This is a genomic window from Labrys neptuniae, from assembly GCF_040797145.1.
GTDB classification, from domain to species: domain Bacteria; phylum Pseudomonadota; class Alphaproteobacteria; order Rhizobiales; family Labraceae; genus Labrys; species Labrys neptuniae.
In genome coordinates this window covers 646,667-672,386 of record NZ_JBFNQD010000002.1, presented here as the reverse complement: position 1 = coordinate 672,386, position 25,720 = coordinate 646,667, and the positions used below count along the sequence as shown (strand labels likewise).

The 25,720-nt window shown below is 65.4% G+C and carries 22 protein-coding genes and 1 riboswitch; of the genes, 19 read left to right on the top strand and 3 right to left on the bottom strand.

Annotated elements, in window-relative coordinates; translation table 11 throughout:
• Positions 1 to 71: 71 nt before the first annotated feature.
• Complete coding sequence (locus ABXS05_RS10340; protein WP_437178651.1) at positions 72 to 947, bottom strand: helix-turn-helix domain-containing protein; 876 nt, start codon at positions 945 to 947, stop codon at positions 72 to 74.
• Between the two features lie 53 nt (positions 948 to 1,000).
• On the opposite strand from ABXS05_RS10340, the gene ABXS05_RS10335 reads away from it, so the two are divergent.
• Positions 1,001 to 1,408: a DUF2000 family protein gene (locus ABXS05_RS10335; protein ID WP_311937774.1), complete on the top strand. Its 408-nt coding sequence runs from the start codon at positions 1,001 to 1,003 to the stop codon at positions 1,406 to 1,408.
• Positions 1,409 to 1,631: 223 nt separating this feature from the next.
• Here the strand turns inward: ABXS05_RS10335 and ABXS05_RS10330 are convergent, their stop codons facing one another.
• Positions 1,632 to 2,096, bottom strand: a complete 465-nt coding sequence (locus ABXS05_RS10330) for a YbaK/EbsC family protein (RefSeq protein WP_149253299.1) — start codon at positions 2,094 to 2,096, stop codon at positions 1,632 to 1,634.
• A gap of 164 nt (positions 2,097 to 2,260) precedes the next feature.
• Positions 2,261 to 3,604, bottom strand: coding sequence for an acetyl-CoA hydrolase/transferase family protein (locus ABXS05_RS10325; RefSeq protein ID WP_367623822.1), 1,344 nt, complete (start codon positions 3,602 to 3,604; stop codon positions 2,261 to 2,263).
• Between the two features lie 518 nt (positions 3,605 to 4,122).
• On the opposite strand from ABXS05_RS10325, the gene ABXS05_RS10320 reads away from it, so the two are divergent.
• The 18 genes from ABXS05_RS10320 (at position 4,123) to ABXS05_RS10235 (ending at position 25,632) form a co-directional block, all read left to right on the top strand.
• Positions 4,123 to 5,034, top strand: coding sequence for a substrate-binding domain-containing protein (locus tag ABXS05_RS10320; protein ID WP_437178650.1), 912 nt, complete (start codon positions 4,123 to 4,125; stop codon positions 5,032 to 5,034).
• 281 nt (positions 5,035 to 5,315) lie between these two features.
• Positions 5,316 to 6,833 carry a sugar ABC transporter ATP-binding protein gene (locus ABXS05_RS10315; protein ID WP_437178649.1) on the top strand — a complete coding sequence of 506 codons (1,518 nt, stop codon included), beginning with the start codon at positions 5,316 to 5,318 and terminating at the stop codon, positions 6,831 to 6,833.
• An 86-nt stretch (positions 6,834 to 6,919) separates the two neighbouring features.
• A complete protein-coding gene (locus tag ABXS05_RS10310) occupies positions 6,920 to 7,861 on the top strand; it encodes an ABC transporter permease (protein ID WP_437178648.1) in 942 nt (313 codons plus the stop codon).
• Positions 7,862 to 7,871: 10 nt separating this feature from the next.
• Positions 7,872 to 8,843 (top strand): sugar-binding transcriptional regulator, encoded by a 972-nt coding sequence (locus ABXS05_RS10305; RefSeq protein WP_311939166.1) that lies wholly within the window; start codon positions 7,872 to 7,874, stop codon positions 8,841 to 8,843.
• Positions 8,840 to 9,835 (top strand): aldo/keto reductase, encoded by a 996-nt coding sequence (locus ABXS05_RS10300; RefSeq protein WP_367623819.1) that lies wholly within the window; start codon positions 8,840 to 8,842, stop codon positions 9,833 to 9,835. The genes ABXS05_RS10305 and ABXS05_RS10300 overlap by 4 nt, the downstream gene beginning before the upstream one ends.
• An 18-nt stretch (positions 9,836 to 9,853) precedes the next feature.
• On the top strand, positions 9,854 to 11,743 hold the full coding sequence (locus tag ABXS05_RS10295) for a glycerol-3-phosphate dehydrogenase/oxidase (protein ID WP_367623818.1): 1,890 nt from the start codon (positions 9,854 to 9,856) through the stop codon (positions 11,741 to 11,743).
• A 115-nt stretch (positions 11,744 to 11,858) separates the two neighbouring features.
• The gene (locus ABXS05_RS10290; protein WP_311939161.1) at positions 11,859 to 12,704 is read left to right on the top strand and encodes a class I fructose-bisphosphate aldolase; all 846 of its coding nucleotides are present in this window, start codon (positions 11,859 to 11,861) and stop codon (positions 12,702 to 12,704) included.
• On the top strand, positions 12,701 to 14,197 hold the full coding sequence (locus tag ABXS05_RS10285) for an FGGY-family carbohydrate kinase (protein WP_367623817.1): 1,497 nt from the start codon (positions 12,701 to 12,703) through the stop codon (positions 14,195 to 14,197). Before ABXS05_RS10290 ends, ABXS05_RS10285 begins: the two co-directional genes overlap by 4 nt.
• Positions 14,194 to 15,825, top strand: coding sequence for a GMC family oxidoreductase (locus ABXS05_RS10280; protein WP_367623816.1), 1,632 nt, complete (start codon positions 14,194 to 14,196; stop codon positions 15,823 to 15,825). Before ABXS05_RS10285 ends, ABXS05_RS10280 begins: the two co-directional genes overlap by 4 nt.
• A 344-nt stretch (positions 15,826 to 16,169) precedes the next feature.
• A riboswitch (TPP riboswitch) is annotated at positions 16,170 to 16,277 on the top strand.
• Positions 16,278 to 16,378: 101 nt separating this feature from the next.
• On the top strand, positions 16,379 to 18,220 hold the full coding sequence (thiC, locus tag ABXS05_RS10275; protein ID WP_367623815.1) for a phosphomethylpyrimidine synthase ThiC: 1,842 nt from the start codon (positions 16,379 to 16,381) through the stop codon (positions 18,218 to 18,220).
• Positions 18,204 to 19,211, top strand: coding sequence for a glycine oxidase ThiO (thiO, locus tag ABXS05_RS10270; RefSeq protein WP_367623814.1), 1,008 nt, complete (start codon positions 18,204 to 18,206; stop codon positions 19,209 to 19,211). Before thiC ends, thiO begins: the two co-directional genes overlap by 17 nt.
• Positions 19,208 to 19,405 carry a sulfur carrier protein ThiS gene (gene thiS, locus ABXS05_RS10265; RefSeq protein ID WP_311939151.1) on the top strand — a complete coding sequence of 66 codons (198 nt, stop codon included), beginning with the start codon at positions 19,208 to 19,210 and terminating at the stop codon, positions 19,403 to 19,405. Before thiO ends, thiS begins: the two co-directional genes overlap by 4 nt.
• A gap of 115 nt (positions 19,406 to 19,520) precedes the next feature.
• Positions 19,521 to 20,318, top strand: a complete 798-nt coding sequence (locus ABXS05_RS10260; protein WP_311939149.1) for a thiazole synthase — start codon at positions 19,521 to 19,523, stop codon at positions 20,316 to 20,318.
• Positions 20,315 to 20,950, top strand: a complete 636-nt coding sequence (locus ABXS05_RS10255) for a thiamine phosphate synthase (protein ID WP_367623813.1) — start codon at positions 20,315 to 20,317, stop codon at positions 20,948 to 20,950. The genes ABXS05_RS10260 and ABXS05_RS10255 overlap by 4 nt, the downstream gene beginning before the upstream one ends.
• Positions 20,947 to 21,729 carry a bifunctional hydroxymethylpyrimidine kinase/phosphomethylpyrimidine kinase gene (thiD, locus tag ABXS05_RS10250; RefSeq protein WP_367623812.1) on the top strand — a complete coding sequence of 261 codons (783 nt, stop codon included), beginning with the start codon at positions 20,947 to 20,949 and terminating at the stop codon, positions 21,727 to 21,729. Before ABXS05_RS10255 ends, thiD begins: the two co-directional genes overlap by 4 nt.
• Positions 21,730 to 22,233: 504 nt before the next feature.
• Positions 22,234 to 22,887, top strand: a complete 654-nt coding sequence (locus tag ABXS05_RS10245) for an outer membrane protein (protein ID WP_367623811.1) — start codon at positions 22,234 to 22,236, stop codon at positions 22,885 to 22,887.
• Positions 22,888 to 23,544: 657 nt separating this feature from the next.
• Complete coding sequence (locus tag ABXS05_RS10240) at positions 23,545 to 24,198, top strand: outer membrane protein (protein ID WP_367623810.1); 654 nt, start codon at positions 23,545 to 23,547, stop codon at positions 24,196 to 24,198.
• Between the two features lie 204 nt (positions 24,199 to 24,402).
• Positions 24,403 to 25,632 (top strand): MFS transporter, encoded by a 1,230-nt coding sequence (locus ABXS05_RS10235; RefSeq protein ID WP_367623809.1) that lies wholly within the window; start codon positions 24,403 to 24,405, stop codon positions 25,630 to 25,632.
• The last annotated feature ends 88 nt before the right edge of the window (positions 25,633 to 25,720 follow it).

Below are 25,720 nucleotides of genomic sequence, written 5' to 3'. Positions count from 1 at the left end.
GCCTCGCCTCTCCAGGCCCGTCAAAGCCCGCTACGAGCGGCATGATACATCGATAGCCGAAAGCCATCTGATCAGGCAGCGGCCGCGCCCGGCCGTCGCCCCGTCTCGACCAGGCCGGCCCAGCGTCCCGGGGTCACCCCATAGGCTTTCTTGAAATGGCGTGTGAGGTGGCTCTGATCGGCAAAGCCGGTGGCGGCGGCGACCTCGGCGAGCGGTTCGCCCGCCGCGATCAAGGCGCGGGCCTGCCCCAGGCGCCGCATCAGCAGGAAACGGTGCGGGCTGGTGGCGAAGGCGGCGCGGAAATGTCGGGACAGGGCGTAGCGATCGAGCCCTGCGATCTCCTCCAGTTCCTCCGAACGTACCGCCTCGAGGGCATGGGCCTCGAGATAGTCGCGGACCCGGTCGACCTGCCGCCAAGCCAGGCTGCCGAGAGGCTTGAGCGGCTGGCCGGCGTGGCGAGCCAGGCCCTGTGCCAGGCGGGCAAGGAGATCGTCGGCTGCAAGCTGTTCCAGCCCGCGGTCGAGCGGACCGAGCAAGCCGAGAATGTCCTCGCGCAGTGCCGGATCGCTGAATACCGGCTGGCGCAGGAAAGGCAGCGACACCGCTCCGTCGCCAAGGCCGCGCATCAAGAGCGAGGGCTCCAGATAGAGGATGCGGTAATGCAGCCCCTCCTCGGTGCCGGCGCCGCCATCATGCAGCTCGTCCGGATGCAGCACCAGGATCTGCCCCGGCAGGCTGGCGCGCGAGGCGCCGCGGTAACGGAAGCTCTGGACACCGTCGAGAGTGACGCCGACGGCATAGGTGTCATGGCGATGCAGTTCGAAGGCATTGCCGTGAAACCAGGCTTCCATGCGCTCGATGCCGGGCAGCGGGGGCGCGGTACGGATGCCGTCGTCGCACGAACGTTCAAGACCCTGGAAGGCCTGCCGCCCTAGGGATGGCGGCAAGAGACCGGCCTGGGGCTCGGCATCCAAAGATTCTGACTCGAAAGTCGTCATTCATGTTCGATACCAAGTTTGCCATCGTGTTGCGAGACGATCTTGCCGCCTGGCAGGCGCTCAACGTCACCGCCTTCCTCACCAGCGGTATTGTCGCCCAGGCACCCGACATGATCGGCGAAGCCTATCGTGATCGCGCCGGGCGTTTCTACAACGCTCTGTCGGTGCAGCCCGCCATCGTGCTGGCCGCGGATGCGGAAACGATGGGCGCCATCCACCGTCGCTCGCTCGACCGGGGCGTCAGGACCTCGCTCTATATCGAGGAGATGTTCAAGACCGGCCACGATGCCGCCAATCGCACCGTCTTCGCCGATTTCACCGTCGACGACGCCAAGGTGGTCGGCATTGCGCTGCGGGCCGACAAGAAGCTCGTCGACAAGATCATCAAGGGCGCGAAAATGCACCCCTGAGACCTAATACGGTTCACTTAAGCAGGAACCGCCCCACTTTGTCATAGCCGGGCTTGACCCGGTTACCCAGAAGCCGCTCGAACGAACCGCCGGGGAGCTGGATTGCCGGGTCAAGCCCGGCAATGACAAAGGTCGAGCCCCCCGAAACGCTTAAGTGAACTGCATTGCCCCTGAGACCGGCAAACGGGATGGGACGCGCCGAGCCAGACGAGGCAGGAAACGCTCAGGCCTTCACATTAGCCACCGAACCGCCGGTCACCCTGACGAGGTCGGCGGGTGTGGTGCGGAAGGCATGGGTGGGTGACCCCGCCGCGGCCCAGACCGGATCGAGGGCCAGCAGGTCTTCGTCGATCAGGATGAGGGCCGGCGCCAGATGCCCGACCGGCGCCACGCCGCCCACCGCAAAGCCGGTGGTGGTCTCGACCCAGGCGGGATCTGCCCGCTCGACCTTGCGGCCAAGGGCGGCGCCGACCTTGGCGCGGTCAATGCGGTTGATGCCGGAGGCGACCACCAGGATCGGCGTCTCGCCCGAGCGGAAGATGATCGACTTCGCGATCTGGGCGACACTGCAGCCCACCGAAGCGGCAGCCTCGGCGGCGGTATGGGTGCCCTCGGCGAACATCGCGATGGTGTCGGGATGCCCGGCCTGCAGCAGGGCCTGCCGGACCCGGTCAATGGCTTGCGTCATGAAATCGTCCTCATCCGAAAGCCTGGCAAGTTAGGGCAGGCAGGCGAGGGTGCCAAGCGAGTCGTGTTTCCCGGGACCGCAGGCGTCTCGCCTGCTCTTGGAAGCACCGAGCTTGCAGGAAAGATAGAGGCAGGCGAGACGCCTGCGGTCCCAGGAACCTCTCCTCACGCCATGCCGTAGCAGAAGCGCGGGATCAGACCGTTCTCGCGGGCCTCGCGTTCCAGGCCCTCCCGGAAATCGGGATGGGCGAGGCCGATCAGGGCCTTGGCGCGCTCGGCCACCGAACGCCCCTTGAGATTGACCATGCCGTATTCGGTGACGACATACATCACGTCGGTGCGCGGCGTGGTGACCACATTGCCCGGCGTCAGATTGAGCACGATACGGCTGCGGCGGTCGCCGCGCTTGTCGAAGGTCGAGGACATGCACAGGAAGGACTTGCCTCCCTTGGAGGCATAGGCGCCGCGCACGAACTGGAGCTGGCCGCCGGTGCCCGAGATATGGCGATGGCCGTCGCTCTCGGAGGCCGCCTGGCCCTGCAGATCCATCTGCGTGGTGTTGTTGATCGACACCACATTGTCGTTCTTGGCGATGTTGTGCGGCAGATTGGTGTAGTCGACCGGATAGGATCTGAAATCGGGGTTGCGGTTGATCGCTTCATATTGGCGGCGCGAACCGGCCGCGAAGGTGAAGGCCGAGCAGCCGCGGTCGATGATCTTGCGCGCACCGGTCACCAGGCCGGCGTCATAGAGCGAGACGATGCCGTCGGTCATCATCTCGGTATGGATGCCGAGATCATGGATGCCGCTATCCTTGAGGATGGTGCAGACGGCGTTGGGCATGCCGCCGATGCCGATCTGCAGGCAGGCCCCGTCCTCTATTTCCTCGACGATACGGGCCGCGACCGCCCGGTCGATCTCGCTCGGCTCGGGATTGCCGATCTCAGGCGCCTTCTGGCCATCGCCCTCGATGATGTGGTCGACCGCGCCGACATGAACGCGGTTGCCCTCGCCATAGACCGCAGGGGTGTCCTCGTTGACCTCGACGATGATCAGGCGGGCCCGCTCGAGGATGGCCTCGACATAGGTGGCGCCGCCGCCGAAGTTGAAATAGCCCTCCGAATCCATCGGCGCCGTCTTGATCACGACGATGTCCACGGGATCGATGAAGCGGCGATAGAAGTCCGGCGCCTCGCCGAAATTGAACGGGATGTAGTTGCAGCGCCCGGCATCGTGCTGCTTGCGGTCATAACCGGAGAAGTGCCAGTTGAACCAGCCGAAATGCTCGCCATTGGGGTCGCATTCCTGGGTGGCGCGCGCCCGCATCGTGAGGCAGTGGCGGATCTTGACGTCATGGAGTTCGTCGCGCCGGGCAGCGAGGGCCACCTCGAAGGCATCGGGCTGGGTCAGTCCGAATCCGTAGTCGAGCCACATGCCGGGCTTGACCCGCGCCGCCGCCTCGGCCGCCGTGATCTTCGTCGCCTGCTTGCCCCGAAGCCCAATGGTCATGGCGCTTCCTCCCAATCGTGACGGCGCTTTGCGCCCTTTGCGTCAGCTTCCCTGACGACCACAGCGCTGTCAACCGAAGGGGAGGGACGGACATGGCTTTCCGGAAGCCGGAGCATCCCGTCCGCGGACGCGATGTGCCGATCTCCTCAACTCCGTCAGGTGATGGAGCGGGACCGGTGTCTTCCTTGAGAAAAATGCGGTGTTTCCAAAGATGCCGATCGCGCTCCATCGCCTGATGGAGCTGAGGAGATCGGCACCCCGGATATACGCCGCCGCCGAAAGGCCATTGCGTCCGCCCGCAAACTCCTCTATATCCCCCTTGAAATGAATATCACATAGTGAAATTTATTTCAACATCAAACGACAACACCGGGAAACAGCCCGGCGAACACCATCGGGAGGTGAGGATGCCCATCAGGAAATGGCTCATCGGACTGGCCGCGAGCGCGGCTTTCGTCTCCAGCGCGAGCGCGCAGGCAGACAGCAAGTTCCGCTGCAAGGAAGGCGAGACCTATGTGATGAACGTCATGGTCTCGGGCGTGGAATATTGGTTCCCGGTCTATGAGGCCTTCAAGCAGGCCGCCCAGTCGATGGGCTGCAAGACGGCCTATACCGGCACGCCGGAATATGACGTCACCAAGCAGATCGCGAGCTTCGACCAGGCCCTGGCCAAGAACCCGGCCGGCATCCTGGTGCATCCGATGAATTCGGATCCCTTCATCGAGCCGATCAACCGCGCCGTGGACTCCGGCGTTTCCGTGGTGACCTTCGCGGCCGACTCGCCCAATTCCAAGCGCGCCTCCTATGTCACCTCCGACAACAATCGGGAGGGTATCGCGGCCGCCGACATGGTCGCCAAGGCGCTGGACGGCAAGGGCGACTATGCCGTGCTGGAGAACCCAGGGCAGGACAACCACGACAAGCGCGTCGCCGCCTTCATCGCCCGCATGGGCGAGAAATATCCCGGCATGAAGCTGGTCGGCCGCGTCGCCACCAACCAGGACCCGACCAAGGCCTATCAGGCGGTGCAGTCCCTCGCCCAGGCCAATCCCAATCTTGCGGCCCTGTTCATGCCCGAGGCCAATTCGGCACTGGGGGCAGCCCAGGCTTCCCAGGAGCTCGGCGGCAAGATCAAGGTGATGACCGCCGACGTGAACGCCAAGATCCTCGACATGATCAAGGCCGGACAGGTCTTCGGCTCGGTCAATCCCAACCAGGGCATCCAGGGCTATATGGGCTTCATGCTGCTGTTCATGGCCCAGCATCCCGACCTGATCGACCCGATGAACGACTGGAAGCGCGCCGGCTACAACCCGATGGGCGTACCCTTCGTCGACAATGGCTTTGCCGTCGTCTCCAAGGACAATGCCGACGACTTCTACTGGGACGCCTATCTCAAGCGCCGCGGCACCAAGGGCATCGAGGAATAATCGGGGCCCGTCGGACCTGCCTGCAAGCGCAGTGTTCCCAGGCGGCTTTGAACTCCGGGTAGCGCGGAGCGACCCCTCATCCGCCCCTTCGGGGCACCCAGTCCACTCCAAGGGGAGTGGACGACACCCGCAAGGGGAGAAGGCGATTGGCAGTGCTGCGCCATCCAAAAGATTGCCTTCTCCCCTTGCGGGAGAAGGTGCCGGCAGGCGGATGAGGGGTTGCGTTGCCCTATCCGAACGTCAGCCCTCTCCCCCCTCACCCAGGACGAAGACCGGCCATGATCCATGATCTCGCCCTCGAAGTGACAGGCATCAGCAAGGCCTATGGCGCGATCCAGGCCCTGCGCAATGTCAGCCTCAGCGTCCGCAAGGGCGAGATCCACGCCCTCGCCGGGGAGAACGGCGCGGGCAAGTCCACGCTGATGAACATCATCGACGGTATCGTCAGGCCCGATGCCGGTGAGATCCGCATCCGCGGCGAAAAGGTCGAGATCGGCTCGCCGGCGCGGGCGCAGGCGCTCGGCATCGGCCTCGTGCACCAGGAGATCGCCTTGTGCAGCGGCATCTCGGTGGCCGAGAACATCTTCATGGCCGCGACCAACCGTCGCCAGGCCTTCTTCATGAATTATGGCGAATTGCGCGAAAAGGCCCGCGCCATCCTGGCCGAACTCGGCAGCATCGATCCCGACAGCCTGGTCGGCGAGCTCACCATATCCGAGCAGCAGATCGTCGAGATCGCCAAGGCGCTCACCCTCGACTGCTCCATCCTCATCCTCGACGAGCCGACCGCCGCGCTGACCGAGCGCGAAGCCGGCAAGCTCTTCGCCATCATGGCCGGCCTCAAGGCGCGCGGCATCTCCATCATCTATATCAGCCACCGCATGGCGGAGATCTTCGCCCATTGCGACCGCATCACGGTGCTGCGCGACGGCCAGCACGTCTCCACCGACGACATCGCGGCTATGACGCCCGAAAGCGTCGTCGGCAAGATGGTCGGCCGGGCGCTGGGCACGCTCTATCCACCGAAGAACCCCGGCAGCGCCGAAGCGCCCGCTGTGATGTCGGTGCAGGGCCTCTCCGACGGCGCGCATTTCAAGGACATCTCCTTCGAACTCCGGCGTGGCGAGGTGCTGGGCGTCGCCGGGCTGATCGGCGCCGGCCGTACCGAAATGGCGCTCGGCATTTGCGGGCTGATGCGCCGCAGCGCCGGCAGGATCGTGCTCGACGGACGCGAGGTGACACCGTTGAGCTATGCCGACAGCATCGCCAGCGGCATCGTCTATCTCTCGGAGGACCGCAAGGGATCGGGCGTTTTCCTCGATCTGCCGATCGCCGCGAATGTCTCGGCCCTCGACCTCGGCCGTGTCTCCACCCGCATCGGCTTCGTCGACCGCGCGGCCGAACTGGAGCAGGCGCGGCGCCTCGGCGATCTCCTGCGCCTGCGCCGGGGCTCGCTGAACGATGCGGTCAGCACGCTGTCGGGAGGCAACCAGCAGAAGGTCGCCATCGCCAAGATGCTGTCGGTGGCGCCGAAGGTCATCCTGCTCGACGAGCCGACCCGCGGCGTCGATGTCGGCGCCAAGGCGGAGATCCATCGCATCCTGCGCGACCTCGCCGACCAGGGCACCGGCATCCTGGTGATCTCGTCCGAACTGCCCGAATTGATCGGTCTCGCCGACCGCATCCTCGTCATCCACGAGGGCGGGATCGTCGGCGAGGTCATGGGACCCGACATGACCGAAGACAAACTGATCCGCCTCGCATCGGGACTGAACAAAAACACCGGGAGGGCGGCATGACCGTGATGGGTGAAACCTCAGTGAACCAGAAGCACCCCGAAGCGCCGTCGCCGGCCCGTTCGAACTGGCTGCGCGGCCTCGGCAACATGCGCGAGCTCGGCCTCGTGCTGATCATCCTGGCCCTGTGCGTGGTGATGTCCTTCGCCTCGCCCTATTTCCTGACCTGGACCAATCTGCGCGCCATGACGATGTCCTTCGCCGTCGAGGGTATCGTGGTGGTCGGCATGACCGTGCTCCTGATCGTCGGCGCCATCGACCTGTCGGTCGGCTCGGTCGTCTGCTTCGCCATGGTCGTCGGCGGCTGGCTCTTCCTGGCGGGTGTCGACCCCTGGCTTGCCAGCGCCATGGCCATCCTCGCCTGCTCCGCCATCGGCGCCGCCATGGCGCTGGCCGTGACGCGCATCGGCCTGCATTCCTTCATCGTCTCGCTCGCCTTCATGGTGATCGTGCGGGGCCTGTGCCTTGCGATCACCGGCGGCACGCCGCTGTCGCTGTTCTCCCTGCCGCCGAGCTTCAAGTTCGTCGGCCAGGGCTCCGTCTACGGTGTGCCCGTGGTGATCCTGATCTTCCTCATCGTCGTCGTCACCTTCGACCTGCTCCTGCGCAAGGCGACCCTGTTCCGCCGCGTCTTCTACACCGGCTCCAACGAACGGGCCGCCGCCTATTCGGGCATCCGCACCGCCCGGGTGAAGTTCTTCTGCATCGTGCTGTGCTCGACCCTGGCCGGTGTCGCCGGCGTCATCTACATGGCCCGCTTCGGGGCGGCGACGCCGACCTTCGGCGTCGGCATGGAGCTCAACATCATCGCCGCCGCCGTGATCGGCGGGGCCAGCCTCAATGGCGGCTCGGGCACCATCCTCGGCGCCATCCTGGGCATGGCGCTTTTGTCGGTGGTGTCGAGTTCACTGATCCTTCTCGACGTCTCGCCCTACTGGCAGGACACCATTCGCGGCCTGATCCTGTTTGCCGCCGTCGCCTTCGATCACCTGCTACATAAGCGCAAGCAGGCTCTGACTCGTAAGGCATAGGACAAGCACCGTGGCAAAAGACAACGAAGGCGACCAGCGGCTCCGCCGCATCCATCGGGTATTGGTCATGCATTACATCGAGGGCCTTTCGCAGGCGGAGATCGCCAAGCGCACCGGCCTGTCCCATCCGATGGTCAACCGCCTCGTCAAGGAAGGGCATGAGCGCGGCTATGTCAGGATCGAGGTGAAGTCGCCGCGCCAGGACCTGTTCGAGCTCGAACAGGCCTTGGCCGAGGCGAGCGGCCTCGCTGAGGCGATCGTAGTGCCCTCCGCCTCCGACCAGGACGGCGTCAACCTCCAGGCCGCCGGGCGTTCGGTCGCCGACCACATCCTCACCGTGCTCCGGGACGGCGATACCATCTGTGTCTCCGGCGGGGTCGGCGTCAGCGCCGTGATCCAGGCCCTGGCGCCCACTCGCGCCTATGACGTCACCGTGGTGCCGGCCACCGGCGGCGTGCAGGGCAAGCATTTCGTCGACGTCAACCACCTCGCCGCCCAGCTCGCCTCCAAGCTGCAGGGACGCGCCTTCCAGATCCATGCGCCGATCTTCGCGGCCTCGCGCGCCGAGCGGGATGTGCTGATGTCGCTACAATCGGTCGGCGAAGTGCTGGACCGGGCGCGCGGCGCCCGCATCGCCTTGGTCGGCATCGGCTCGGTGCTGTCGGAAAGCTCGACCTATTTCAGCCTGCATGCCCCGGGCGCCGATGGGCTCGACGGCCTCAGGCAGAGCCGGGCGGCCGGGGAGCTGATCGCCCATCTCATCGATGCCGACGGCCGCCCCTGCCACTACCCCCTCAACGAGCGCGTCGTCGCGCTCAGCCCCGAGGAACTCAGGGCCATCCCGATGACCATCGGCATCGCCACCGGCGCGCACAAGGCCGAGCCGATCGCCGGCATCCTGCGCGGCGGCTATCTCGACATCCTCGCCACCGACGAAGCCACCGGCACCCACGTACTCGACATTCTCAAGAGGCCGACATGACCCCTCCGATTCCCTTGCGCCCACTCGGCCATTCCGACATCGCAGCCAGCGCCATCGCACTCGGCACCTGGGCCATGGGCGGCTGGATGTGGGGCGGCCATGACGACGAGTCCTCGATCGCCGCGATCCGCGCCTCCATCGACAAGGGCGTCACGCTGATCGACACCGCCCCGGCCTATGGGCTCGGCCGGGCCGAGGCGCTGGTCGGGCAGGCCGTCAAGGGCCGCCGCCACGAAGTCGTCATCGCCACCAAATGCGGGCTCAACTGGCATCACGGCAAGGGCAATCACTTCTTCGACGAGATGGACCACAAGGTGCATCGCTATCTCGGACGCGACGGCATCCTGCACGAGATCGAGCAGAGCCTCGAACGCCTCAAGACCGACTATATCGACCTCTACATCACCCATTGGCAGGACCCGACTACTCCGATCGCCGAGACCATGGACACGCTGCTCGAGCTGAAGCGCGCCGGCAAGATCCGCGCCATCGGCGTCAGCAACGTCAGCGCCGACGACCTCACGGCCTATCTCGCCGCCGGGCCGGTCGATGCCATCCAGGAACGCTATTCGATGCTCGACCGCGAGATCGAAACCAGCCTCCTGCCTATCTGCGTCGCCAACGGCGTCTCCACGCTCAGCTATTCCTCGCTCGCGCTGGGGCTGCTCACCGGCAAGATCGGGCCGGAGCGCGATTTCGCCGGCGATGACCTGCGCAAGGACAATCCGCGCTTCTCGCGCGACAACCGCGCCCGCGTCGCCGATTTCGCCGCCGCGGTGGCCCCGATCGCCTCGGCCCATGGCGCGACGATCGCCCAGCTCGTGATCGCCTGGACCATCGCCCAGCCAGGCATCACCTATGCCCTGTGCGGCTCACGCGACGAAAAGCAGGCCAGCGAGAATGCCGCGGCCGGACGGCTCGCTTTGTCGGCCGACGACCTCGCCGCCATCGACCGCGCCATCGCGGCGCATCTCGCCGCCGTCACGGCCTGACAGGGTGGAGTTGGTGGCATGACGCCTAAACCAGGCCATGGCGAAGCCAGCTGGCGAGGCTCTTCGGAGGGCGGGTCTTCAGACCCGGCTGCAAACACCACGCTCGCAGGCGGGTCTGAAGACCCGCCCCCCAGGGTCGGTACGAGCCGGGCGGAACGGCTCGACAGGCTGCGCGCGAAAGGCCGCATTGCGGTCCTCGTGGTCGGCGGCGGCATCAACGGCATCAGCACCTTTCGCGAACTCGCTTTGCAGGGGATCGACGTCGTGCTCGTCGAGCGCGGGGATTTCATGAGCGGGGCCAGCGCAGCGCCATCCCGCATGATCCATGGCGGGCTGCGCTATCTGGAGAATGGCGAGTTCGGACTGGTGAAGGAGTCCCTGCTGGAGCGCAACCGCCTCCTGCGCAACGCGCCCCATTACGTCAGCGCGCTGCCGACCCTGATCCCGCTGGCCGATCGTTTCTCCGGCACGCTGTCGGCGGCGCGCCGCTTTCTCGGCGGGCGGCCGAAGCCGGGACCGCGCGGCGCCCTGATCGTGCGGCTGGGGCTCGCCCTCTACGATTTCTATGCCCGCCGCGAACGCCAATTGCCGCAGAGCCGTTTCTTCGGCCGCCGCGCCACCCGCTTTAACTGGCCCGACTTCCATCCCGACATCAACTATGCCGCCCTTTATCACGATGCCAAGATCAGCCGGCCGGAGCAGCTCGGCCTCGAACTGATCGCCGATGCCGAGTCGGCCTGCCCCCAGGCGCTGGCGCTCAACCATCTCGGCCTCGCCAGGCTGGACGGCACCATCGCCGAACTCACCGACAGCCTGACCGGCGAGCGCATCACCCTCACCGCCGAGGTGATCGTCAATGCCAGCGGGGCCTGGATCGACCAGACCAACGCCCTGATCTCAGGCCGACAGACCGCGCTGATCGGCGGCACCAAGGGCTCCCATCTCGTCCTCGACAGCCCCGCCCTCCTCGAGGCCATCGGCGAGCGCATGGTCTATTTCGCCAATCGCGAAGGGCGCGTGTGCATCCTGTTCGCCCATTTCGGCCATATCCTCGCCGGCTCGACCGACATCCGCGTCGACACGCCCGATGGCGTGCGCTGCGAGGCCAGCGAAGCCGCCTATATCCTGGAGTCGATCCGCGAGGTCTTCCCCGGCATCGCTTTGTCGGAAGTCGACATCCTGTTCCGCTTCGCCGGCGTGCGTCCTTTGCCGCGGGCCGATGCGAATGTGAATGCCGAGATCTCGCGCGATCATAGCTGCGAATGGTCGACGCCTCCCGGGCCGGTTCCCGTCCTCAACCTCGTCGGCGGCAAGTGGACGACCTTCCGTGCCTTCGGTGCCCAGGCCGCGGATACGGTGCTGGCCCGCCTCGGGACAGACCGCACGCGTTCGAGCGAGGCCCTGGCGATCGGCGGCGGCAAGGGCTTCCCGCAAGGCGAGGCCGAACGCCGGGACTGGCTGCGCCAGGTTGCCATCTCGACAGGGACTTCGGAAGAGCGCTGCGCCGCCTTGTTCGAGCGCTACGGCACGCGCATGCTCGATTTCATGCCCGGCGCCGACGATGCCCTCCTCGCCTCGCTACCAAGCTACAGCCGCGACGAGGTCCGTTGGATCCTCGCCACCGGTCAGGTCGCCACCCTGGCCGACCTGGTGCTGCGGCGCATGACCATCGCCTTCAGCGGCGAGCTGTCGCTCGACACCATCCACGAATTGGCCGCGCTGGCGGCTTCCCCTCTGGGCTGGAGCCAGGCGCAGACCCAAGCCGAGATCGACCGGCTGCTCACCCATCTCGATCACCATCACGGCCTCGCGGCGACGACGCTCGTGGCCCGCAACTCTTCACTTCCGGCCCCTCTTTTACCCTCCCCTGTAGGGGGAGGGTCGACGCGAAGCGTCGGGGTGGGGTGATTTCTTGGCGAGGAAGTTTCTCCTCCCTGCCCCTTTGCCGATTCCACCCCACCCCGGCCCTATGGGCCGACCCTCCCCCTCCAGGGGAGGGTAAAGAAAGCCACAGGGAAGGCCCATGTATCTCACCAAGAAAGTCCGGATGAACCGCCTGTTCGGCGCCGGCAAATGTCTTGACGTCGCCATCGACCACGGCGTGTGCAACGAGCCGTCCTTCCTCGACGGGCTGGAGGACATGGACAAGGTCGTGCGCATGCTGGCCGATGCCGGCCCCGATGCCATCCAGATGAATTACGGCCAGGCCGACCTGCTGCAGGAGATCCCGGGCAAGCACAAGCCTGCTTTGGTGATGCGCATCGACATGGGCAATCCCTATAACCGCCAGCGCCATCGCGAGATGTGGGCCCTCCTGCAGAACGCGCAGGATCCGATCGCCCCGGCGCTGCGCATGGATGCGGCCTGCGTGGTGGTCAATCTCTTCATGCTGCCGGACGAGCCCGGCCTGTTCCGGCAATGCATCGAGAATATTTCGCGCGTGGCCCAGGATTGCGAGAAATACGGCATGCCGCTGATGATCGAGCCTTTGGTCATGCAGCCTGCCAGCGAACGCGGCGGCTATCTCGTCGATGGCGACGCCGAAAAGATCGTGACATTGGTGCGCCTTGCCCGCGAACTCGGCGCCGATATCGTCAAGGCCGACCCGACCAGCGATCCCGCCGATTTCCATCGCGTGGTCGAGGCCGCCCGCTGCCCCGTGCTGGTGCGCGGCGGCGGTAAGGCGGATCTACGCCAGGTCTTCGCCAATTCCCACGCTTTGATGCGCCAGGGCGCGCATGGCATGGTCTATGGCCGCAACATCTACCAGCACGACAACCCGGCCCGCGTGGTCAAGGCCCTGATGGCGATGATCCATCAGGGCGCCGACGATGGTGAGGCCTGGGCCATCTACGAGGCCGCAGCGTGACGCGCCATCTCCTCGGCATCGATGCCGGCAATACCGTGGTCAAGGCCGTCCTGTTCGACCTCGAAGGACGGGTCCTGGCGCGGGCAGCGCTGGACGGCCAGTCGCGACAGCCCCAGCCCGGCTATGTCGAGCGCGACATCGCCGAACTCTGGGCCAATGCCGCCACGGTGATCCGGCGGTGCCTCGACGAGGCCGGCGCCGCGGGCAAGGACGTCATCGCCATCGGCACCGCCGGCCACGGCAACGGCCTTTACATGCTCGACCGGGAAGACCAACCGCTGATCGGCATCCAGTCGATCGACAACCGTGCCGCCGGCCTCGCCGCCGAACTGCGCGCCTCGCCGGCTGCCGACGCCCTCTATCCGCTCTGCCTGCAGCGGCCCTGGCCGGCGCAGACGGCGACACTGTTGCTCTGGCTGAAGCAGAACCGCCCCGATCTCTATGCCAGGGCCGGCACCGCCTTCCTGTGCAAGGATGCGCTGACTCTGCTGCTCACCGGCAACCGCGTCTCCGATTTTTCGGATATGAGCGGTGCCGGCCTGCTGCGCCTGCCCGAGCGGCGCTATAACGAAACCCTGCTCGCGGCCTATGGTCTCGGCGATGCCGCCGGATTGCTGCCCGATCTCGTCGAGTCCGAAGCCACGGCAGGCAGCGTCACCGCCCGTGCCGCTGACGCCACCGGGCTTGTCGAGGGAATGCCGGTCGCCGCGGGCTTCTTCGACATCATCGCCTCGATGATCGGGGCCGGCGTCAACACGCCCGGCGAGGCGGCGATCGTGGCCGGCACCTGGAGCATCAACCAGGTGGTGCGCGAGACGCCGCTGATCGACAACACCATCTTCCACGCCTCGACCTGGCGCCCGGACCGCTATGTCGCGGTCGAATCCAGCGCCACCTCGGCCGTCAATCTCGAATGGTTCGTACGCGAGTTCGGCGGCGGGCACGGTCCGGCCGCGTTCGAGGCCTGCAATGGGCTGGTGGCATCGGTTGCCCCTCATCCGGAGCTGCCGCTGTTCCTGCCCTTCCTGTTCGGCGCGTCCACCCATCCCGATGCACGCGGCGCCTTCATCGGCCTCGCCGGCTGGCACGGCAAGGCGGAGATGCTCCATGCGCTCTATGAGGGCGTAGTCTTCGAACATCGCCGCCATATCGAGCGCCTGCGCCGCGCCGGCGCCGAAATCACCCGCGCCTCGCTGTCCGGCGGCGGCTCACGCAGCCCGGTCTGGTGCCAGATTTTCGCCGACATCCTCGACCTGCCCGTCACCGTGACCGAATGCCAGGAAACCGGTGCGCTGGGCGCGGCGATCGCGGCGGGTGTCGCAGCCGGAACCTTTGCAACGCTCGACGACGGCATCGCCGCCATGGTGCGCCAGGCCGCTCAGTACCAGCCCCGCACCGCGGACAGGGCGCTGGTGGAGGCGCGCTACCGCCTCTATTGCGGCCTCGCGGAGACCATGCCCGAACACTGGAAACGCTATCGCGAGGGCGCATGAACGAACGTCACGATAGCGAACGCATCGATCTCGGCGCTTACGACTATGTGGTCGTCGGCGCCGGCTCCGGCGGCTGCGTGCTGGCCAACCGGCTCTCCGCCGATCCCAAGGCCAGGGTGCTGCTGCTCGAAGCCGGCGGCTCGGACCGCTATCACTGGATCCACATCCCGGTCGGCTATCTCTATTGCATGGGCAATCCGCGCACCGACTGGGGCTACAGGACCGTGGCCGAGCCGGGTCTGAACGGGCGCTCGCTCGCTTATCCGCGCGGTCGGGTGATGGGCGGCTGCTCCTCGATCAACGGCATGATCTATATGCGCGGCCAGGCCGCCGACTATGACCAGTGGCAGCAGCTCGGCAATACCGGCTGGGGCTGGGACGACGTGCTGCCGCTGTTCCGGCGCTCGGAGAACCACCATGCCGGGAGCGCGCCCTTTCATGGTTCTGAGGGCGAGTTGCGCGTCGAACGCCAGCGCCTGTCCTGGCCGATCCTGGACTCGGTGCGCGAGGCGGCCGAGGAACTCGGCGTGCCCCAGATCGACGACTTCAATGCCGGCGACAACACCGGTTCGGCCTATTTCGAGGTCAACCAGAAGGCCGGTTTCCGCTTCAATGCCGTGAGGGCCTTCATCAACCCCGTCCGGCATCGCAAGAACCTCACCATCCTCACCAGGGCGATGGCCGAGCGTATCCGCTTCGCGAACGGACGTGCCGAAGGCCTCGAACTGAAGCTGGACGGCAAGCCCGCCCACATCTCGATCAGGCGCGAGCTGGTACTGGCGGCCGGCGCCATCGGCACGCCGCAGCTCCTGCAGCTGTCCGGCGTCGGCCCGGCGGCGCTGCTGGCCAGGCACGGCATCCCGCTCGTGCTGGAGGCACCCGGGGTCGGCGAGAACCTGCAGGACCATCTGCAGATCCGCACCGTGTTCAAGATCAGCGGCGCACGCACCCTGAACGAATGGCAGGCCTCGCTGCTGGGAAAGGCCGAGATCGCCCTCACCTATGCCCTCAAGCGTTCGGGGCCGATGGCGATGGCACCGAGCCAGCTCGGCATCTTCATGAAGTCGGATCCGCGCTTTGCCAGCGCCAATATCGAGTTTCACGTCCAGCCCCTATCGCTCGACGCCTTCGGATCGCCGCTGCATTCCTTTCCGGCCATCACCGTCTCGGTCTGCAATCTCCGGCCGGAGGCACGCGGCCATGTCCGCATTATCTCGCCGGATGCCCGGACCCATCCCGAAATCGCCCCGAACTACCTCTCGACCGAGGGCGACCGCGCGGTTGCGGCCGATTCGATCCGCGCAGCCCGCCGCCTGATGGCGACGAAGCGGATGCAGGCCTTCCGGCCGGAAGAACTGAAGCCCGGGCCGGCGATCCAATCGGCCGAGGATCTCGCCAAGGCTGCCGGCGACATCGCCACCACCATCTTCCATCCGGTCGGCACGGCCCGCATGGGCAGCGATGCGGCAGCCGTGGTCGATCCCGAGCTGCGCCTGCGCGGTATGTCCGGCCTGCGCATCGCCGATGCCTCTGTCATGCCGACCATCGTTTCCGGCAATACCCATGCCCCCGTGGTGATGATTGCCGAGAAGGCCTCCGACATGATCGCGGCGGCCTGGCGGGAGTGAGGCGGCGCGACGACCCCTTTGGGGGGGGTCCTGGTGCCCTGGCCAGAAAAGTCAAGGAAACCTCGACCTTTGTCATCACCGGGCTTGTCCCGGTGATCTAGGGCCCACATTCTCCGCGAATTGCAGCAGCTGGATGCCCGGGACGGGCCCGGGCATGACAAAGGTTGAGCCTTTCTCGGTTCTGTTGCGAGTTTTGAGTCAGTATTTCAGACCCGGCTCTTTCTTGGAGTTAGCGATGCAGGCGGGTCTGAAGACCCGCCCCCTAAAGAGTGCCGCAGCCTTCTTCCAAAATAATGCGACAATCCTTCGCTCTGGACGCAGGCCGATTCCGGGTCTAACCTTGGAATCGTTCCGAGGGGTGTCCTGCGCAAGCGGGGCTGAGATGGCCTAGAGCCGAACCCTTCGAACCTGATCCGGGTCATGCCGGCGAAGGGACGGGAACAGGGCTTTGGCGCTAGAAATTGGCTCCAGGTCCCGGAATTGGCTGAGATGCCGGTTCTGCCCAGACAATCGTCGCCCCGGATCTCCATGACTCGCAACGAGGAGGAGATCCATGAACATCCAAAATCCCAAGACCAAGATCGCCGCGCCCCAAAGCGTGACCACCGGCCCCATTGCCGGCTCCCGCAAGGTCTATGCGGCCCCCGCTTCGCATCCTGAGATGCGGGTGCCCTTCCGCGAGATCGCGCTGAGCGACGCGTCGCTCGCTCCCATCCGCGTCTACGATCCCTCCGGCCCCTACACCGAGGACGGCGCCAGCATCGACCTGAAGCAGGGCCTGCCGACGCTGCGCGAGGACTGGATCGCGGCGCGCGGCTTCGGCGCGATCGAGGGCCGGGCCGTCAAGCCGGAAGACAATGGCAATGTCTCCGCCGACCGGCTGGTGGCCCCCTGCCCGGCCGAACGCAAGCTGCGCCGGAGTGCCGATGGCCAGCGCGTCACCCAATATGAATTCGCCAAGGCCGGCATCGTCACCGAGGAGATGGTCTACGCCGCCTTCCGCGAGAACCTCGCCCGCGAGAAAGCCCTCGAAGGCGCGGCCGGGCGCCGGGCCGATGGCGAGGATTTCGGCGCGGCCATTCCCGAGTTCGTCACGCCGGAATTCGTGCGCGACGAAATCGCCCTGGGCCGGGCCATCCTGCCCGCCAACATCAACCATCTCGAACTCGAGCCGATGGTGATCGGCCGCAACTTCCTGGTGAAGGTCAACGCCAATATCGGCAACTCGGCCGTCACCTCCGGCGCCGCCGAGGAAGTGGAGAAGTTGGTCTGGGCCACGCGCTGGGGCGCCGATACGGTGATGGACCTCTCCACCGGACGCAACATCCACAACATCCGCTCCTGGATCCTGCGCAACTCGCCGGTGCCGATCGGCACGGTGCCGATCTACCAGGCGCTGGAGAAGGTCGACGGCGATCCCTTGAAGCTCGACTGGGAAGTCTTCAAGGATACGCTGATCGAGCAGGCCGAGCAGGGCGTCGACTATTTCACCATCCATGCCGGCGTTCGCCTCGCCCATGTGCCGCTCACCGCCAGCCGCGTCACCGGCATCGTCTCGCGCGGCGGCTCGATCATGGCGCGCTGGTGCCTGGCCGGGCATCGCGAGAGCTTCCTCTATGAGCATTTCGGCGACATCTGCGACATCATGCGCCGCTATGACGTCTCCTTCTCGCTCGGCGACGGCTTGCGTCCCGGCTCGATCGCCGATGCCAACGACGCCGCCCAGTTCGCCGAACTGGAGACGCTGGGCGAACTGACCAAAATCGCCTGGGACAGGGGCTGCCAGGTGATGATCGAGGGGCCGGGCCATGTGCCCATGCACAAGATCAAGCAGAACATGGACAAGCAGCTTGCCGCCTGCGGCGAGGCTCCCTTCTACACGCTCGGGCCGCTGACGACCGACATTGCGCCGGGCTATGATCACATCACCTCCGGCATCGGCGCGGCGATGATCGGCTGGTTCGGCACGGCGATGCTCTGCTACGTCACGCCCAAGGAGCATCTCGGCCTGCCCAACCGCGACGACGTCAAGACCGGCGTGATCACCTATCGCATCGCCGCCCATGCCGCCGATCTCGCCAAGGGCCATCCCGCCGCCAAGGTCCGCGACGACGCCCTGTCGCAGGCCCGCTTCGACTTCCGCTGGGAGGACCAGTTCAACCTCTCCCTCGATCCGGACACGGCGCGCGCCTATCACGACGAGACCTTGCCCAAGGATGTGCACAAGGTCGCGCATTTCTGCTCGATGTGCGGGCCAAAATTCTGCTCGATGAAGATCACGCAGGATCTTCGCGACGAGGTGCGGGCGATGGAGGAAGCCGCGCGGCAGGGCATGGCGGAAAAATCGCGCGAATTCCTCGAACAGGGCGGGGCCCTCTATGTCCCGGCCGAATGACGTCAAGCGCGTCACCGTGGTGGGGGCCGGCGTCGCCGGCCTCGTCACGGCGATGGAATGCGCGGCGCGAGGCGCCGAGGTCGAGATCCTGGAGCGCAGCGAGGTCCTGGGTGCCCAGGCCTGTTCCTGGCTGGCCGGCGGTATGCTCGCGCCCTGGTGCGAGCGAGAAAGCGCCGAGATCGAGGTCGAGCGGCGCGGCGAACTCGCGCTCGCCTGGTGGCCGCGCCATGTGCGGGAAACCGTGCAGCGCGGCACGCTGGTGGTCGCGCCTGTCCGCGACGGCAGCGAGATCGCCCGTTTCGCCCGTCGTACGAAGGCGCATGTCCCGGTGGACGTATCAGGCATCGCCACGCTCGAACCGGATCTTGCCGGCCGCTTCCACCAGGGCCTGTTCTTTCCGCGCGAAGCGCATCTCGACCCGAGACAGGCGCTGCAGGTGCTGGCCGGGCGTCTCGCCGACCTCGGCGTCACCATCCGTTTCAGGGTAGAGGCCGAGCCACACGCTCTCGATGCCGATGCTGTGATCGACTGCCGCGGCTTTGCCGCGCGCGCCGAACTGCCCGATCTGCGCGGTGTCCGGGGCGAGGCCATCGTGGTCCACGCGCCGGGCGTCACCCTCTCCCGGCCCGTGCGTTTCCTGCACCCGCGTTTTCCGCTCTATATCGTGCCGCGCGCCGACCATCGCTTCATGATCGGCGCCACCATGATCGAGAGCGAGCATAGGGGGCCGCCGACCCTGCGCTCGACCATGGAACTGATTGCAGCCGCCTTCAGCCTGCATCCGGCCTTCGGCGAGGCCGAAATCCTCGAGCTCGAAGCCGGACTGCGCCCCGCCTTTCCCGACAATCTGCCGCGCCTCACCGTGGTCGGGCGCGTCATCTCGCTCAACGGCCTGTTCCGCCACGGTTTCCTGCTCTCCCCGGCCCTGGCCCAGGAAGCCGCCGACCGAATCCTGCCCGTGCGGACAGCCCAGCAAGGAATTCCAGCATGACCTTGACCGTCAACGGCGAACGCCAGGAAACCGAGGCCGCCACCCTCGCCCGCCTGCTCGAGGCGCTCGAACTCGGCGACAGCGTGGTGGCCACCGCCCTGAATGGCCGCTTCGTCAGGGCCGTCGATCGCGATCGGACCGCCCTCAAGGACGGCGATGCAGTCGAGATTCTCGCGCCCCGGCAGGGAGGGTGACGGAGCGCGGACATCACAGCGACATGCAGACATGTCGCGATGTCCGCTCTTCCCTTTTCACGACGCGTTGCGGTTCAAGAGCGGACGAGACGTCCGCGCACCCGGAAATGACACCATGACCGACACCCTCATTTTCTACGACACCCCCTTCACCTCCCGCCTGCTGCTCGGCACGGCGCAATATCCCTCGCCCGCCATTCTCGCCGAGGCCGTGCGCGCGTCCGGGGCCGGCATCGTTACCGTCTCGTTGCGCCGGGAGTCCGGCGGGGAGCGCAGCGGCCAGAGCTTCTGGGGCCTGATCCGCGAGCTCGGCGTCAAGGTGCTGCCCAACACCGCCGGCTGCCATAGCGTGAAGGAAGCGGTGACGACGGCGCAGATGGCACGCGAAGTCTTCGGCACGAGCTGGATCAAGCTGGAGGTGATCGGCGACGCCGATACCTTGCAGCCCGATGTCTTCGGCCTGGTGGAGGCGGCCCGCATCCTCGTCTCCGAAGGCTTCGAGGTATTCCCCTACACCACCGAGGACCTGGTGGTGGCCGAACGCCTGGTCGACGCCGGCTGCCGGGTGCTGATGCCCTGGGGCGCACCGATCGGCTCGGGGCGCGGTCTCAACAATGTCTATGGGCTGCGCAGCATGCGGGCGCATTTCCCCGGCATTCCGCTGGTGGTCGATGCCGGCATCGGCACGCCATCGCACGCGGCGCATGCCATGGAACTCGGCTATGACGCGGTGCTGCTCAACACCGCCGTCGCCAAGGCGGGCGATCCCGCCGGCATGGCGCGGGCCTTTGCGCTTGGCATCGAGGCCGGGCGCCTCGCCTTCCTTGCCGACCCCATGTTGCCGCGCGACATGGCAGCCCCCTCGACACCAGTCTTCGGCCAGGCAAATCTGGATTCGGTGGTGCTGGCATGAGCATCATCGACACTATCTGGCGGCTCGATCCCTTCTATCCCGTGGTCGACAGCGTCGACTGGGTCGAGCGACTGGTAAAGCAGGGCACGAAACTGGTGCAGCTGCGCATCAAGGATCGCGACGACGAGACTGTTATGCCCGAGATCCGCGCAGCCTTGACGGTCTGCCGCGCCTATGGCGCCGATCTGGTGGTCAACGATTATTGGCGGGCGGCCATCGCGGCCGGTGCCGATTTCCTCCATCTCGGCCAGGGCGACCTCGACACCGCCGACCTCGTCGCCATCCGCGCTGCAGGGCTGAAGCTCGGCATCTCGACGCATGACCACGCCGAGCTCGCGCGCGCGCTCGCGTGCGATCCTGACTATGTGGCGCTGGGGCCGATCTATCCCACCACGCTCAAGGTGATGCCTTTCGTTCCGCAGGGGCTGGAGCGCATCGGCGAATGGAAAAAGCTGATCGGCGACCTGCCGCTGGTCGCCATCGGCGGCATCACCCTCGAACGGGCGCCGGCCTGCCTCGCAGCCGGGGCCGACGTCATCGCCATGGTCAGCGACGTTGTCAGGCATCCCGATCCGGACGCTCGTACCCAAGCCTGGTTGGCCGCGACCCGGCCGGCTTCGGTCAGGACATGACGGCAATCGCGCTCAGCATTGCCGGTTCCGATTCGGGCGGCGGAGCCGGTATCCAGGCCGACCTTGCCGCCTTTCGCGCCTTCGGCGTGTTCGGCACCACTGTTATCACCGCCGTGACGGCGCAGAACACCCGCGGCATCAGCGCCATCCATGCAGTCCCGCCGGACGTGCTCGCAGCGCAGCTCGATGCCGTGCTCGACGATTTCGAGGTCAGAGCCATCAAGATCGGCATGGTGCCGAGCGCCGGGCACGCGCGCGCCATCGCCGAAAGGCTGACAGGCTTGGGATTGCCCATCGTGCTCGATCCGGTGATGTCGGCGAGCACCGGCCGGCTGCTGGGCGAGACGGGGACGCTCGCGGCCCTCAAGGCCGATCTCCTGCCGCTCGCCACCTGCCTGACGCCAAATCTGCCGGAAGCGGCAATCCTGTTGAACGAGGCATTGGCGGAGAGCGAAGCACAAATGATCGAGCAAGCCCAGGCCCTTCTCGAGTTCGGTCCGCGGGCAGTCCTGCTGAAGGGGGGACATGGCCATCTCGGCGAGGCGGTCGACATTCTCGCTACCCGCGATGATACCCGGCGCTTTGCCGGAGCCTGGGTCAGAACCCCAAACCTGCATGGGACGGGCTGCGCGCTCTCTTCGGCCATTGCCGCCAACCTCGCGGGCGGCCGCACACTCGCCGCCTCGGTTGGACGCGCCAAGGAATGGCTGGCGGATTGCCTGAAAGCCGGAATCAAGCTCCAAATCGGGTGTGGCTGTGGCCCTGCCGTGCCTTTTTGAGAGAAAATCGAGCAGCCATGCAAAAGATGCAGTCCTGCCCCCTCATTGCAGCAAAGCAATCCCACGCCACATTCCGCCCCACAATGTGGCACAAATGGGGCAGGTTCTTTGCACAATTGCCAAGCGGCTCGACTTGGTCCGGACCGTGCTGCAGAGCAGCATGAAGCGTCTCACAAGCATAGATCCCCCCTCATCGCCACCGACAGCGGTGATACCCTACGGCTAATTCGCTGACGTTCAATTCAAACAACACGTATAGTTCTTGGAATTTTTATTAATTACCCCGAAACTCAAATTCTATTGGGAAAACTTTTGCGGCTGCGAAAGTCATTTAATTGCATTTTAACTGTATGATGCCATCGCATCTGTCTTATTTTTGCCTTGAAATCTGCGCGGGCCTGTCACCAGTTCGAAGGCCGGTGTGGCGAAAACGCTACAGACTCCGTCAACGCTTTCTGCTTATATCCAGCCACTGTGATTTTCCGGTTTTTGGAGTATCGAACTATGAAAATGCGTTTGGCCCTCGCGGCTCTCCTCCTCACCTCGACCTCGGCTTTCGCTGCCGACCTGGCTCCCCAGGCTGTCGAGCCGGTCGCTCCGGTCGTCGCTCCCGTCTACAACTGGACCGGCTTCTACGCTGGTATCCATGCTGGCGCTGCCATCGGCCAGGGCAAGATTGACCACGCCAAGCTCAATGGCACCGGTTTCCTCGGCGGCGTGCATGCCGGCTACAATGCCCAGTTCGACGGCGGCTGGGTCGTTGGTCTCGAGACCGACATCGACTATTCGAGCGTCAAGAAGTCCAAGGCTGTCACCGATGGCGACATCGTCACTCGCGCCACCCTCAAGAACGAGTGGCAGGGCTCGACCCGCGCTCGCTTCGGCTATGCCTTCGACAACATCCTGCCCTACGTGACGGGCGGTGTTGCTTACGGCAACGTCAAGACCAGCATTGCCGGCGTTGGTTCCAAGACCGACACCCGCGTGGGTTGGACCGCTGGCGCTGGCGTCGAATACGCCATCGACCAGAACTGGATCGTTCGCGGCGAAGCCCGCTATGTCGACCTCGGAGACAAGAGCAGCACCTTCGGCGGCACTCGCCACAAGGTGAAGTTCAACTCCACCGACCTGACCCTCGGCGTGAGCTACAAGTTCTGATCCGCGTATCTGGATCATTGCGTAAGGAAGAGCCCGGCGGAAGCCGGGCTTTTTCTTTTGCCGGTGTCGGGTTGCAAAACGGCCACGCCGAAACGCTGGCTATCGTTATGGCACGGCGCCGCACGCCACGGTCAGCTCCCAGGGCGGCTCGAAGCAAGCTCCAGGACAAAATGCGTTCTGACCGAGCCATTCCTTCGGCTGCGCTCGCCGCTCACCAGAACATTTTGCGATTCCCGGCGATTCGTTCCGTTCCGACCGTGGGACGTTCCAGTTCCCTCTCGCCCCTGCGCCGGGGTGTACTGGTGCCGAGCCAACCTTCGGCAAGACCGGCCCCTGTCGCGCAACGGCCGATGTAGAGCACAACTCGACACTATACTTAGCTTGAAGATGGCACAATTGTCCCAGCTCGGCGCCACCCCATTGCAACGCGGTCGCACATCTGAATTTAATTTCAAATTTCTTCGAATTTAATTATTACATTCATAAATCTAATAAAATTTTAACCTTATCTCAATGAGTCCGTTTTTGGATTTTCGAAACAAGCACGACTCCAGCTTCGTTCGTTTGTCTAGCACTGTGACCGGAATGCTACAGACTCCCAGGACGGTTTCTGTTTATATGCTCCCACACTGAATTTCCGGCCCTGGAGTCCTAGTAATGAAAATGCGTTTGGCCCTCGCGGCTCTCCTCCTCACCTCGACCTCGGCTTTCGCCGCCGACCTGGCTCCCCAGGCTGTCGAGCCGGTCGCTCCGGTCGTCGCTCCCGTCTACAACTGGACCGGCTTCTACGCTGGTGTCCACGCCGGTGCACTGATCGGCCAGGGCAAGGTTGACCGTGCCAAGTTCGACGGTGCAGGCTTCCTCGGCGGCGTGCATGCCGGCTACAATGCCCAGTTCGACGGCGGCTGGGTCGTTGGTCTCGAGACCGACATCGACTATTCGAGCTTCAAGAAGTCGAAGTCGATCACCGATGGCGAAGTCGTTGCCCGCGGCACCCTCAAGAACGAGTGGATGGGCTCGACCCGCGCTCGCTTCGGCTATGCCTTCGACAACATCCTGCCCTACGTGACGGGCGGTGTTGCTTACGGCAACGTCAAGACCAGCATTGCCGGCGTGGGTTCCAAGACCGACACCCGCGTGGGTTGGACCGCTGGCGCCGGCGTCGAATACGCCATCGACCCGAACTGGATCGTTCGTGGCGAAGCCCGCTACATCGATCTCGGCGACAAGAGCGTCACCATTGCCGGCGACCGCACGAAGGTGAAGTTCGACGCCGTCGACCTGAATCTCGGCGTGAGCTACAAGTTCTGATCCGCATATCTGGATCAATGTGCAGGAAAAGCCCGGCGAAAGCCGGGCTTTTTCTTTTCCGGACCATGAACCGAATATCGCCACATGTCTGGGTACAGCTGGCGGGAATATTGGCAAGGACATCTCCTGCGGCGACCTCGCTTCGATGCATGGTCCTGCAGTCATTATTTTCTTCGTCTCATCAAGTCATATTGAAAGCCCTTCATGTCCGCCGTTCGGGACACGCCCTCCCTTCTTCGCCATAGCGACTTCGGACTGTTCTGGACAGCCCGCGTGTTTTCCACCGGCTGTTTCCAGATCATCTCCGTGGTGATCGGCTGGCAGATCTATGATCTCACCCGTTCAGCCCTTCATCTCGGCCTCGTCGGCCTCTGCCAATTCCTGCCGATGCTGGTGCTGTTCATTCCAGCCGGCCATATCGCAGACCGCTTCGACCGTCGTACCGTCGTGCGTTGCTGCCAGATGGTGGCGGGATTGACGGGGGCAGGACTCGCTTTTGCTTCCTGGCAAGGCATGATCAGCCCAGCGATCATTTTCGCCGCCGCCGTCGTGATCGGCGCCTGTCGCACTTTCGAGATGCCGACGACGGCCGCCCTGCTCCCGATGATCGTCAGCCCCCGCCAATTGCCGCGCGCGCTGGCCCTGTCGGCCTCAGCCATTCAGACCGCCACCATCATCGGTCCCGCTTTGGGAGGCCTGCTCTACATCGTCGGCCCCGGCCCAGCCTATCTTTTCGTCGCGTGCTTCTACGGCCTGGCCTCGATCCTGGTTTCACGGCTCCGGATCCTCGTGCCGCCCGCCGCACGCGAACCGGCGACCCTCAAATCGGTGTTTTCGGGCTTCTCCTTCATCAGGAGCCGGCCGATCATCCTTGGAGCGATCTCGCTCGACATGGTGGCGGTGCTGCTCGGTGGCGCCACGGCCCTGCTGCCGATCTATGCCCGCGACATTCTCCACACCAATGCCTTCGGCCTCGGCGTGCTCAGGGCATCCCCGGCCCTCGGCGCCCTGTCCATGTCCCTGATCCTGGCGCGTTGGCCGCTGGAGCGGCGGGTTGGCCTGAAGATGTTCGGGGCCGTCGCGGTGTTCGGCCTCGCCACCATCGTCTTCGGCCTGTCGTCCTGGTTTGCACTTTCGCTGCCGGCGCTGGTGGTGATGGGCGCCGCCGACGTCGTCAGCGTGGTGGTGCGTTCAACCCTGGTCCAGCTCGGCACGCCCGACGCGATGCGGGGGCGGGTCAGTGCCGTCAATGCCATGTTCGTCGGCACCTCCAACCAGTTGGGAGAGTTCGAATCGGGCCTTACCGCTGCCCTGTTCGGCCCGGTGGAGGCCGTGGTGCTCGGCGGCCTGGGCACGATCCTCGTTGCCCTGGCCTGGTCGCGCCTGTTCAAGTCGCTGCGCGATGCCGATCGTTTCCCAAGCAGGAGCGCGTGAAGGGGAGGCTGTCCCCTCCTCCACGATCGGCGCAAGCACCTCACACGACATGCCTCGACAAGTCGCCCCGGCCTGCCCATGGTGCTGG